This is a genomic window from Paraburkholderia sp. RL17-347-BIC-D (assembly GCF_046027915.1).
Lineage (GTDB): Bacteria > Pseudomonadota > Gammaproteobacteria > Burkholderiales > Burkholderiaceae > Paraburkholderia.
Map to the genome: position 1 here is coordinate 1 of NZ_JARESS010000023.1, position 11829 is coordinate 11829.

At 54.6% G+C, this 11829-nt stretch carries 9 protein-coding genes; 5 read left to right on the forward strand and 4 right to left on the reverse strand.

Annotation, left to right across the window (positions count from 1 at the left end; translation table 11 throughout):
* Both P0D96_RS27175 and P0D96_RS27180 read left to right on the forward strand, forming a co-directional pair.
* On the forward strand, positions 1-163 hold a 163-nt coding region (locus P0D96_RS27175; RefSeq protein ID WP_408316631.1), incomplete at its 5' end, for an aspartate 1-decarboxylase.
* Between the two features lie 300 nt (positions 164-463).
* Complete coding sequence (locus tag P0D96_RS27180; RefSeq protein ID WP_408316427.1) at positions 464-733, forward strand: hypothetical protein; 270 nt, start codon at positions 464-466, stop codon at positions 731-733.
* 592 nt (positions 734-1325) lie between these two features.
* Here P0D96_RS27180 and P0D96_RS27185 read toward each other — a convergent pair.
* Entirely contained in the window at positions 1326-2363 is a 1038-nt protein-coding gene (locus P0D96_RS27185; RefSeq protein ID WP_408316430.1) for a methyl-accepting chemotaxis protein, read from the reverse strand.
* 231 nt (positions 2364-2594) lie between these two features.
* Positions 2595-3884 (reverse strand): EAL domain-containing protein, encoded by a 1290-nt coding sequence (locus P0D96_RS27190; RefSeq protein ID WP_408316432.1) that lies wholly within the window; start codon positions 3882-3884, stop codon positions 2595-2597.
* A 963-nt stretch (positions 3885-4847) separates the two neighbouring features.
* On the opposite strand from P0D96_RS27190, the gene P0D96_RS27195 reads away from it, so the two are divergent.
* Together P0D96_RS27195 and P0D96_RS27200 are read left to right on the forward strand one after the other, a co-directional pair.
* Positions 4848-5186, forward strand: coding sequence for a P-II family nitrogen regulator (locus P0D96_RS27195; protein ID WP_408316434.1), 339 nt, complete (start codon positions 4848-4850; stop codon positions 5184-5186).
* Positions 5187-5229: 43 nt separating this feature from the next.
* Complete coding sequence (locus P0D96_RS27200) at positions 5230-6690, forward strand: ammonium transporter (RefSeq protein WP_408316436.1); 1461 nt, start codon at positions 5230-5232, stop codon at positions 6688-6690.
* 665 nt (positions 6691-7355) lie between these two features.
* On the opposite strand, the gene P0D96_RS27205 is transcribed toward P0D96_RS27200, so the two are convergent.
* The gene (locus P0D96_RS27205) at positions 7356-8204 is read right to left on the reverse strand and encodes an EAL domain-containing protein (protein WP_408316438.1); all 849 of its coding nucleotides are present in this window, start codon (positions 8202-8204) and stop codon (positions 7356-7358) included.
* Positions 8205-9664: 1460 nt separating this feature from the next.
* Positions 9665-10402, reverse strand: a complete 738-nt coding sequence (locus P0D96_RS27210) for an SDR family oxidoreductase (protein ID WP_408316440.1) — start codon at positions 10400-10402, stop codon at positions 9665-9667.
* Between the two features lie 247 nt (positions 10403-10649).
* Between P0D96_RS27210 and P0D96_RS27215 the strand changes: the two genes are divergently transcribed.
* Complete coding sequence (locus P0D96_RS27215) at positions 10650-11597, forward strand: AraC family transcriptional regulator (RefSeq protein WP_408316441.1); 948 nt, start codon at positions 10650-10652, stop codon at positions 11595-11597.
* Positions 11598-11829: the final 232 nt, after the last annotated feature.

Consider the following 11829-nt stretch of genomic DNA (forward strand, 5'->3'; position numbering starts at 1 on the left):
TTCGGCCGCGCGGCGCGCGCAGCTGGGCGATCTGGTGATCATCGCGGCGTTCGCGATGGTGGATGAAGCGGAACTGAATGCCGGCTGGAAGCCGGACCTGGTATTCGTGGACGACAACAACAAGACCTTGTGTCACCGAAACTACGTGCCAATTCAAAGATGAAGCACTATGCCCGCTGATTCAGAGGCGTGCTCGACCAAGGACGGGCAGTCGCTTCCGGGTTGTTTTACGGATGGCTTATTAATCGTCGAGACATCCGCGTGACAAAGAACGCAATCAGGCACAGTCAAATGGCGCACTAAACACGGAGTTTTGTCGGCACGGTTCAATCGACGCAGCGGTAGTTGCCCTGCGTCGGCACCGCCGGTTCTCGAGAAGTCGTTAGAGGAAATTTATCCTGAGTCGGCGAAAAGAATGTTGTTCTTATGATTCGTCATTCACACAAATCACATGGAGGATAGGATGGCGGTGCTACAAATCACTTATGACCTACGAAAGCCAGGAAAAGACTATGCAGATGTCCTGAAGACAATAAAAACCTATAGCTGGGCTCGCCTTTCAGAATCCTGTTATGCCATCTCGACGGACGCAACTGCACAATCCGTCTTCGACCGACTCAAACCTTATCTTGACGGAAATGACAATCTATACGTCATCAATCTGAAGCGTCCCTATGCGGGAATCGGGCCAAAGGATGTAAATGACTGGCTCGAAAAATTTCTTCCTCGGTAACCATGCAATCAACAGCTGTCGCGGGAAAATTTCTGAAAACGTCAAAGCCAATCGATGAGTCCGCGTCGCGCTTTTAGTGTGCGACGCAAAGTACTGGCCGTTTGCCAGCAAGCCTGGAGGCATGTGATATGAGTACTAGTCTGTTCATCAACGAAAAAGCTTCAGGATTCACCGTCGAGCCGGCACACACCAGTGTGCCACTCGCGACTTGCGATACACACGCAGAAGCGATTGCCTGGGCAAGGAGAAACTACCCAGAAAGCCCGTTGCATGTCGCTCGCGTTCGACACCTGAGTGGCAAACGGATTCCTAGCCATTGGCGTAAAGTTTGATCCGATTGAACAGTGTGGAAATCGTTCCGCTCGTCCTTGGGTTGGGCAACAGGCTGGCATATGGTCGAAAGCGTCACTGTCTTGCAGAAAGAGTCCCCGGCCTTGCGGCGCTTGACGTGATGGCCAAAGGGCGAGGTCGGGGAGGCTAAGGCGCAATCCCGATCAACCACGCCAGCGCCAATTGAAAACAACTTCCGGTGTTTCAAGCATCTATTTTGCCCACCGGCCTGAGCATCTTAACAATGATGCGACAGAAAGCGTCAGGTAGTCGGCGTCTGTATCACGACACCGTACCAGCCTAGTCCGCGGTAGCTTTCATATCCGGGTGTCGCAGCGAAGGAGACTGTTCGACCGTCCGATAGCCGATAAAAGCCGCGAAGCTTTCCCTCGGTTGTGAGTCGGAATGGTTCGTTGAAGATTGCCTTTGCATCGGAACTTGCGATAATGCGAAACGTCGAGTCCACGATCATGCAGCAGCTCCGTGCCCACTCATCGTCACTAAGGCGCACTCCACGTACAACTGCGGAGGCTTGTGGTGCCCAGTCGAAAAAGATGATGAGGGCGCCCAATGGTCGACCGTCGACTGTCCCCTGTTCACGGATCGCCGTGGCATAGGTAGCTACGTGTGCGTTACCTAGCTGCGGGAGCGCTTCCACGTCCGCAGCTACGAACTCCGATCCGGACGCGGTCTTCATGGCATCCACAAACCACTTGGCATTAGCGACATTTTTGCCAATGACCGGATAGGTACCGGCTCGACCGTTGGCTATCACGGTGCCTCCAGCGTCTACAATCCAGAGATCTAGATAAACTGTATAGCTATCCAGGATTACTGACAATCGGCGAGAAGCATATTCCTGGGCCGCAGCATTTCGATTTGCAAGGCAGTCGACCACCGCCGAATCTGTCGCCCACCAACGGACGTCGCACGATCGCTCGTACAAGTTTCGGTCGATGATATCGATCATATTCAGCGCAAGATCGGTGCATCGTTGCCCCTCGTGCGAGCGTAGACGCTCGATCATGTCGTCGGCCAGTTCCGTTAGCGTTGACAAGGAACCTGCGAGTTCCTTGTTGAGTACTGTTGTGATGTCAGAGATTCGAGTTGAGACGTGCTTGACCTGATTCGCTACGACGGCGAAACCCTTACCAGCATCGCCGGCGCGCGCCGCTTCAATCAACGCGTTGAGTGCCAGAAACGTGGTCTCTCTGTTGATGTCGTTAATGTCAGATATTTTTACCGTCGCGAGTTTTTTAACGCGATGTGTTAGTTCAACGATTTCTTGTGGGTTCGACATTAGTCGTGCCTCGATAGATGGTTACATGTCGATCCAGGAATGCAAGGATCGGGCCTATCGACGTAGTGTTGATCGCGGATATGTCTCGGACTAGCTGAGGTTGATCGCGTCGTTGTATCCTGCCTAGGATAAACGGTCGGAAATTTCGCGTATGAGCTCGCGCCATGCCGAATAGAATGTCGATGGCGGGGGCGGTGAGAAATTTTTTGCTTCGGCGGGCTGACCTCCTTATCACCGATTCCAGCTAACCGCATTGCCCAGGTCGTAGCGGCCCGCGATGTGTTGCCAGTCAGTATCCGCGCACAGAACCCACATTGATCCTTTAGCAGAGATCGCGATTGAAAACGTGACGCAAAGGTGTGCCCCGTTGATAGAAAGATAGGGTTCGGTAATCTGCACCGTTCCAGGTTCACCGATGGCGTTGCGAAAGTATTGGCGCCTGTCCCAACAAGATCCCGATGCTTCGTGCGTAGATCGAGACAGATTCTGCGCCGAAATGTAAGGCTGGGGTGCCTTGATGTCGTCTCCGACCTGAAAGCCTTGAGCGTCTAGCAAGAAGCAGCGGGCCGCGCCCTCGAGGCGAAGGAGGTCATCGGAAGCATGAGGAAAATCGATGCCCTCGCAAAACCTTTCCGCTGCTGTCTGCAGAGCGACAGTGTAGGCCGATAGAAGTCTGTTTTTCGTGCGTGCATTCAGTTCGACGCGGGCGCGGAACATTTCGGATATCGAGTCCATGACTGCCCGGCACGACTCCTCATCTACTTGCCCCGGAGCAGGGCGTGCAAAGTAGAATCCTTGCACGAGATCCGCATCGCATTCCATCGAGAGAAGCGCTTCAGATTGTGTTTCGACGCCTTCGACCAGAACCAATGCGCCGGTTTCATGTAATAGTGACACTAGGCGCGGCAACATTCGTGCAATGCGAGGTTCCCGAGCTGCCTGCGCGATGACACTGCGATCCAGTTTGACTATATCGGGCTGAAGCTGCCAGACCCGATCGATGTTCGAATGACCTGCACCAAAGTCGTCGAGCGCTATCAGAAATCCCTGCTTCCGAAATGAAGCGGTGCCTTCGATCAGTCGTTCGAGATTCCCGTCCGGCGTTTCAAGAACTTCGAGAACAATACGGTCGGGCGTCAATTGTAAGCGGGACAAGGTGTCTGCGATGAGACGGCGATAGGCACCCGAGACGATGAAACTGTCTGGATGTGCATTGAGAAAGAGCCGTTGCTGTGAATTTCCGATTCGTGCAAAGTTAGACGCGTGTAACAATTGAACGCCGCGGTCGAGATTTTTCCAATATCCCCGTTCGGTTGGACGGTTCAGTACCTTCAGAGGCTCAACTTCGTCGCAAGCTGAATCGCATGCTCGGAGCAGAGCCTCGTATCCGATCGGACGATGGTGTGAAAAGCTGAAAATCGGTTGGAACGCGCTTGAAAGCGTCAAATCACCGAGTCGGGCGAAGGATGGCTGGAACGTCTCGTCATTTTCGAAAAACTGCAGGAGATCTGGAGGTCCCAATTTGTTACTCGCTAAAAAATCGTGGCGCGCTTCTCTTCGATGGGGCGCCAAGAGAGTGAAACCGATCTTCGGTTAGGGAGAGTGTGCGACTTTTGCGCACAGTCATTCGTCGCAAATCTTGACCAGCCCTGCCGCACCGGTCAACTGTTGACTGCGTCAACCAATGCATTGATTGAAGGTCGCTTGAATTTCGGAGTGGCTTGCATTTCGGACCATGCACGACGTGCTGATCTCCTCGTAGTTCTTTAGACAAAGTCGCCGCTATTAGCTCCTGTCCCATGTCTGACATGCCACGTTTGCGCACGCATCTATTGCTAGTCGTTGTTCCCCCAAGCTGGGACGCGTGGAACGTTCGATGATCGTTCTGGAAGAAAAAAAGTGCAACTGCACCTGCCAGACGTGATGCTTCAACGCGCACGAACTTGCAATAGGGATCCGACTGAAACAGGTGCCTCGAATCGGCAACGTTAAAGCGACCGTCATCATCTTTTTACTATGCGTGCAGTCGCGTCAGTGATGACGAAGTCGACGTGCTTCGAATCCTCGTTAGTCGAAGTTACAGTTCAAATAACTCGATACGAAAGGTGATTGCAAAGATTCTGTTGTAACAAACGCCCCTTCTTAGGTCATCGTGTTCTCGCTATGGTTAGTTGCGGTGCGGGCGCACCGTTTCAGACACCATTATGTACTGCGAGATGAATGTTCAATGAGACACCATCGCCTTGAATGTTCTAGGATTGCATCCGCCTAACCAGCGTATTGAGTCGGATGCTCTACGCGTATGTGCAGGGCTTGCCGCAGATGTGCGGATGGTCCATTGCCTCGCCACGACTTATTGCTAACTCCTCTTCCATCGAACGCGATCCGCCTGGCATGGCAGTTGCTCTTGATTGCCCCCGGGAAGAAAAGGAGCGCAGATCCGATGATGGATTCTGCGTTGTGTATGCACTAACTGAGGAGTCCATGAAACTTATTACCGCAATCATCAAGCCGTTCAAACTCGATGATGCACGCGAAGCCTTATCGGAGATAAGCGTCTCAGGCATCACCGTGACGGAAGTCAAGGGATTTGGTCGCCAGAAGGGCCACACGGAGCTGTATCGAGGCGCTGAATATGTTGTTGAATTTCTACCGAAGGTGAAAATCGAGGCCGCTGTCTCGGACGACATCGTCGACCAGGCGATTGAGGCGTTGGGGCGCGCGGCACGCACCGGAAAGGTCGGCGACGGCAAGATTTCTGTCGCGGCGATTGAACAAGTGATTCGGATCCGTACCGGCGAAACCGACTCGGACGCTCTGTAACACCAAGAGATAGCGACGTTTATAGAGATAAGAGGAAATGAAGATGCGAAAATTATTGATGTCATTGTTGATGGCCAGTTCGCTACTCGCGGGCGGCGTCGGTGCCGCCGTCGCGGACGACGCTTCTGCCCCGACGGCGACCTCGGTCGCTGCTTCTGATGCGACAGCGAGTGCCACGGCGCCTGGCGGTTCAGCAGCACTCGCTACCGCTACGGCTTCGGCGGCGGCCGCTGATGCATCCGCTGCACCAACTGCCCCGACCGCACCGTTCTCGGTCGATTCGTCGAAGGTCAATTCGGGCGACACCGCCTGGATGCTGACTTCCACCGCGCTCGTGCTGTTCATGACGATCCCGGGGCTGGCATTGTTCTACGGCGGTATGGTCCGCAAGAAGAACGTGCTCGCTACGCTGATGCAAAGCTTCGCGATCACTTGCGTGGTGACGATCGTCTGGACAGTGGTGGGCTACAGCCTGGCCTTCACGCCGGGCGGTTCGTTCATCGGTGGCTTCTCGCGCGTCTTCATGTCGGGCATGAACTACATCAAGGGCGACAAGGCCACGACGCTGACCGTCAGCCACCTCGCACCGACGATCCCGGAAACGGTCTACTTCGTCTATCAGATGACGTTCGCGATCATCACGCCAGCGCTGATCACGGGTGCTTTTGCTGACCGTATGAAGTTCTCGGCGATGCTGGTGTTCATGACGCTGTGGTCGATCATCGTCTACTCGCCAATCGCTCACATGGTCTGGGAACCGACCGGCTGGCTGGCTAGCGCCGGCATCCTCGACTTCGCGGGCGGCACGGTGGTGCACATCAACGCCGGTGTCGCGGGTCTGGTCTGCTGTCTGGTACTCGGCAAGCGTGTCGGCTACGGCAAGGAAGCAATGGCGCCGCACAACCTGACCCTCACGCTGATCGGCGCGTCCATGCTGTGGGTGGGCTGGTTCGGCTTCAACGCGGGCTCGGCAGTGGCGGCTGACGGCCGTGCCGGTTTCGCGATGTTCGCCACGCAAGTGGCAACCGCCGCAGCAGCACTCGCATGGATGTTCGCTGAATGGGTTGCCAAGGGTAAGCCGTCGGTGCTCGGTATCGTGTCGGGCGCAGTGGCGGGTCTGGTGGCGATCACGCCGGCTTCGGGCTTCGTCGGTACGACCGGGTCACTGGTGATCGGTATCGCAGCTGGCGTGGTCTGTTTCTGGTCGGCAACGTGGCTCAAGCACAAGCTCGGTTACGACGATTCGCTCGACGCGTTCGGCGTGCACTGCATCGGCGGTATCGTGGGTGCGCTGCTGACTGGTGTATTCGCGGTCAAGGACATCGGCGGCGCGGACGGCAGCGTGATCCTGCAAGCCAAGGGCGTGCTGACGACGCTGATCTACAGCGGCGTTGTTAGCTTCGTCTTGCTGAAGGTGATCGACACGGTGATGGGCATCCGCGTAACGGAAGAACAGGAGCAGGAAGGTCTTGACGTGGTCCTCCACGGTGAAGCTGTTGTATGAAAAACGCACAAGGTGCGCCGCAAAGCAGCCAACGCGTGCGGTCCGCACTTCTTCGAAATGTCGTAATGTAAGAGTGTTGACCGCGAGAACCAATCGTCGAATGGGAGCACAGCCACGCGAGATGGTTGGCCTAAGTATGCATTCGGGCTGAGCGGGTGAGCGATGGCAACCGGCGACATTAGTGTCAATTAGAATCTAAGTGAAGCGAGTTTTGCCCGCCTTTATGGCGGGCTTTTTTTGATGAGAAACGTCCCGGCGCGCCCCCGGTTTTTCCTCTATGGCGAATAGCTGAAAAATGCGGTGTCGACGTAGACATATAAAGTGGACGATTCAAATCTAATGCCCGAGAGTGCTCAATTTCAGGCAATCGCCCAGGAGTTCAAACGTCGCCGGTCTCCGCGCGCGCGTTTCTCCTCGCATCATCAGGCACTGTTTGTTCGTATGGGTCAGAAAATCAAGTGTGACACGGCGACCTCTTTGTGAGGCGCGGTCACATGATTACTCTTCGCGTGGACTTCGCCGGCGTGGACGTATATGTGAGTCGCAATTTTCGATCGTCTCCACCTCAAGACGTAGTATGCTCACGTCAGTTCACACGAGAAGCGGAGTTGGCGTCAAATTTGTCGCCGGCCTTGTTGCAGCGCGCTAGTGTGGACCGACAGCAGCTAGACGTGCTCCTGTGCACACTTCTCGGTGCGGGATCGAAACAACTCGTGCAGGGAGTTCATAATCACGCGACAGGAGACTTCATCGACTCTATTCATGGCCGGGTGTGCGAAGTAAAAACCTTGCACGAAATCCGCACCACATTCCATTGCAAGCAGCGCCTCCTGCTGCGTCTCCACGCCCTCGACTAGCACTGCGGCACCGGTTTCGTGGAGCAGCGACACCAATCGCCGAAGTAAGGGGGCAAAGCGTGGATTCCGGGCAGCCTGTTCTATTACACGACGATCGAGCTTGACAATATCGGGCTGTAGTTGCCATACCCGGTCTATGTTGGAATGCCCCTCTCCGAAGTCATCTAGTGCTATCAAGAACCCCTGACTTCGAAATAAGGCGATGCCCTCGACCAGTTGCCGCATATTTCCATTCGGCGTCTCGAGCACTTCAAGGACAATGCGATCAGGTGATAGCTGTAGACGCTTCAAGGTTCCTTCTACTAGGCGGCGATAGGCGTCTGAGGCAATGAACCCGTCTGGCTGAGTATTAAGAAATAGCATGTCCCGGGCATTCGCCATTCGAGTGAAGTTGGATGTATGTAGCAACTGGACACCGCGCTCAAGATTATTCCAACATCCCCGCGAAAAAGAACGATTCAGTACCGCCATCGGCGGGACATCGTTGCCATCCGGATCGTGTGCCCGAAGCAACGCCTCGTACCCGATCGGGCAACTGTGCGACAAGTTGAAGATCGGTTGAAATACACTTGAAAGTGTCAAGTCTCCGAAGCTCGCAATGGAAGGCAGGAGCGGAACATCGCTTCCGGAAAAATGCAGAAGATGTGGGGATTCCATTTGAATGATCGCCCTAATGGTGGGGTCGCTCCTTGCGGTGACGCACGGCGCTACAGCAATGAACAACGCTTTACATTAAAGTTAAGACATGTTCTTTACGTCCGCTACACCTGTTGTAGGCCGGGAGGAGGCGGATCTCCGCAAATCGACGATCGTCCTGAAACGAATCAACGGTGAGATGAAGGTTCACCGATAGACCTGTATCGCGAGTTAGACTTTCGTCGAATCATCCATGGGCTTGCCTTTGCTATGGCCACCGCTACAGATTGGACGATGACCGATGTTGCTTTAGTGCCTGCTGCCGAAGCACGCGAGAGCTGCCTCTGTGGGCGACAGCCCAGCCTTGAAATAGCCGCGCAGACGGTCCAGCGTCGCGGTGTCTGGACAATAAGACGCGCCAATCGCCCCTGCTTTGACCGCTTCGTCATACCAGGCGCACGCCCACCTTTCTAGTTCCCGCAAGTACGCGAGCGTTTCGCATTTCGACTCGTCCATCCAAGTGATCCTCTGAAAGTTTGTTGGGCGTTTTCGCTGCTATTCAGGCCTCAGATTTTGCAGTCAGCCGGCAACTGCATATGCATGTAACGTTGGGCGCTTGGTCTCTGGTGGGAAAACGCGCCATGTACCGTCATCGTGCTGAAAGAAGAAGATCGCAACCGGGCCTTCTGGTCGAAGTGCTTCAACCCGTACATAACGCCTTCGGTTGGGACAGGTGCGACTGAATCGGGTTACCTGAACTCTCGTCGCCATCGTCGGTGTCAGCCACTTTTCAATCTGCAAGCGTAAAGAATTTTCTGCGTTCATCCGCTTTTCCTTCAACCGCGTTCCTGTCGGTTAAGCTTCGCCTTGTTGTACTCGAGAAGCCGAAATTTCGGCTACGGGCCGGTTTGTCAATTCGCTAACTCAGAACACTCGCTTGACGAATTGCAGATCCGCCCCTTGACCGCCTTGAACGGGGTAGTTCGGCCACTATAAATTCGCTCCTCGCGCATGCATTGATGAAAAAGAAGGTAGGCGTGCGCCTCCGCTCTTGCCCTCAAACACGACAGTGCTGCAACAAAGGGGCGCCGAAGTCATCAAATGCTTGCTGCAAATCTTCTGTGTCAATACGTAGCGAACCTTGGGCACTCGTAAAGACTGCGGATGTGTCTTTCAATAGTCTAAAAATGAGATGCTCAATCAAATTCAAAAATGTTTTTCAGGTTTGGGCTTGAATATGAGCGCGAGATAGGGCTCTCAACACAATCCGTCAGGCAGCGGCGACGTTGTTATCCCAATACGCTGAAAGGACGCTGTTTATTCGACCAACACGAGCCCCTTTGCTGTATCCGCCACTGTTAGCAGAAGCATTAAAATTAGATGCTCGCTCACATCCGCCTGTCATGGGCAGTGGTGGACAAAGAAATGAGGCTCATAGCTGGTCTCAGTTATTGCTGAATCAATCAGTCAAGTAAAATAACTTACGCTTGTGCAGTGGGGCGGACAACGATCTCGCCCACATCAACGTCGGCAGGCTGCTCGATCGCAAACGCAATCGCACGGGCGATCGCATCTGGCGACATCGCGAACTTGTCCATGGATTCGGTGAGCTTGGCTTTTACCTGTTGGTTTGTCACAGTTCCCAGGAACTCCGTTCTAACAAAACCGGGCGAGACGATCGTCACGCGCAGTTTATCGCCGGCTTCTTGACGTAGACCCTCAGAAATGGCACGTACTGCGAACTTAGTGCCAGAGTAAACCGACATGTCCGGGAACGTCTTGAGCCCAGCCGTTGACGCGATGTTGACAAATTGGCCGAAGCCCTGTTTCCGAAAAACAGGCAGCGCTGCAGCAATGCCGTACAGAACGCCCTTGACGTTGACGTCAATCATTTCTTCCCACTCGTCTACCCGCAGGTCGTCGAGGGGAGAGATCGGCCCAACTCCGGCATTATTGACCAGCACGTCAAGCTTGCCGTATCTCTCACACGCCAACTTGACTAGATCGGAAAGGTCGTCGCGCTGCCTCACGTCCGTGCGTGCATAAGCGGCTTCGCCGCCCGCATCACCGATGCGGGCGGCCAGAGCCTCAAGTCGCTCCGTTCCGCGCGCGCCCAGCACGACCTTCGCACCACGCTCGGCAAGCAGAATCGCAGTCGCTTGACCAATTCCACTGCTCGCACCCGTTACTACTATGACTTTGTCCTTAATTCCTGACATGACGTTTTCTCCTTGCTTCTCAGCGATTTGAGCTGTCGGATCCCCAGTTTTCCAGAGGCGCCGATGTTTTCCTCAGGCGCGTTGCCAAAGGTCCTGCGCTGCACTTAGTTTGTTAGTCGCCGTCACGAAGCTGGTAGACAGATCAAATCGATTTCTTGCCTATTCCGCTGAATTTCAATGAAAATCGCTGTAAGCCAAATCACCCAATAGGAGTAAGCTGCCGGTTTTACATGGCGGTGCTCAAGCGATGAAGAAAGAGGCCATTGCGGAATCGGAGACTGCGACGAGGTTCGCCTCTGCACAGGCAGATCTCTCGATGCTCATTGCCCGTTGGGCACCTGTAGCCGGAAATTTTCCGACCTTGATCAAAGGCCTCACGCTGTATCGACGGATTGCGCCAACGGCGCCGCGCAGCGGCATGTATCCACCGGGCATGGCAGTGATCGCGCAAGGACTCAAGCGCATAACTTTGGGCGAACGCACATACATTTGCGACGCTGATCGCTATCTGGTAACTGCTGTCGACTTGCCCACTGTTGCCCAGATCATCGACGCGAGCGTAGACCGGCCGTATCTCTCGATTATGCTGACGCTTGAGCCTGGCGACATCGCGCAGATGTTGGTCGATACCAAATTGCCGAACGACTCCGGCAGTTCGCCGGAGGCTGGTATGGCAGTGAGCGACATTTCGCTGGCGTTGTTGAATGCGCTGTGCCGGCTTGTCGGGCTATTGGATGAACCGGAGAACATCCCTGTGCTTGCCCCGTTAATTACACGGGAAATCCTCTATCGCCTGCTTATTGGCGAACAGGGTCAGCGACTGAGGCAAATGAGTTATGTCGGAAGCCACTGTCATCACATCGGCAAGACGATTGGGTGGCTGAAAGACAACTACGCACAGCCGCTGAAAGTAGGGGAGCTGGCCGCACAGGTTCCGATGGCACTTTCGACTTTCAATCACCATTTTCGGGTTATGACTGGGATGAGCCCGCTGCAGTATCACAAGCGATTGCGCCTGCACGAAGCTCGCAGACTTATGCTTACGGAGCGCGTGGATGCCGCCACGGCGGCCCATCGGGTCGGCTATGAAAGTCCGTCGCAGTTTAGTCGCGAATATGGCCGCCTGTTCGGTGCTCCTCCGCTTCGTGATATTTCTCGATGGAAGGACGATGCCAACCTGATTTGTTCGGACTGACTGTCGGGGTTCTAGGCAACCGCCAAATCGACAGACATGCTGTCGAATATGATCCCAGCACCGCACCAAACACAAGAAGCACACTGTGGCGAACGGTCGATTTCGAGATCTGCGAGTGCGAGTTTGACCTCATGCTCAGTTTGACCTGCTGCCCATTGCAATTAGCGTACGAGCAGCGTATTTGCCCCTGCAGGCTCCCTGACCATCGCACATGGATAAGTCGAACGATGCG

Excerpts from the sequence above, each read along its gene's own strand:
- P0D96_RS27195 (WP_408316434.1), top strand. The coding sequence starts at position 4,848 with ATGAAACTTATTACCGCAATCATCAAGCCGTTCAAACTCGATGATGCA.
- P0D96_RS27180 (WP_408316427.1), top strand. The coding sequence starts at position 464 with ATGGCGGTGCTACAAATCACTTATGACCTACGAAAGCCAGGAAAAGAC.
- P0D96_RS27185 (WP_408316430.1), bottom strand. The coding sequence starts at position 2,363 with ATGTCGAACCCACAAGAAATCGTTGAACTAACACATCGCGTTAAAAAA.
- P0D96_RS27200 (WP_408316436.1), top strand. The coding sequence starts at position 5,230 with ATGCGAAAATTATTGATGTCATTGTTGATGGCCAGTTCGCTACTCGCG.
- P0D96_RS27205 (WP_408316438.1), bottom strand. The coding sequence starts at position 8,204 with ATGGAATCCCCACATCTTCTGCATTTTTCCGGAAGCGATGTTCCGCTC.
- P0D96_RS27210 (WP_408316440.1), bottom strand. The coding sequence starts at position 10,402 with ATGTCAGGAATTAAGGACAAAGTCATAGTAGTAACGGGTGCGAGCAGT.
- P0D96_RS27215 (WP_408316441.1), top strand. The coding sequence starts at position 10,650 with ATGAAGAAAGAGGCCATTGCGGAATCGGAGACTGCGACGAGGTTCGCC.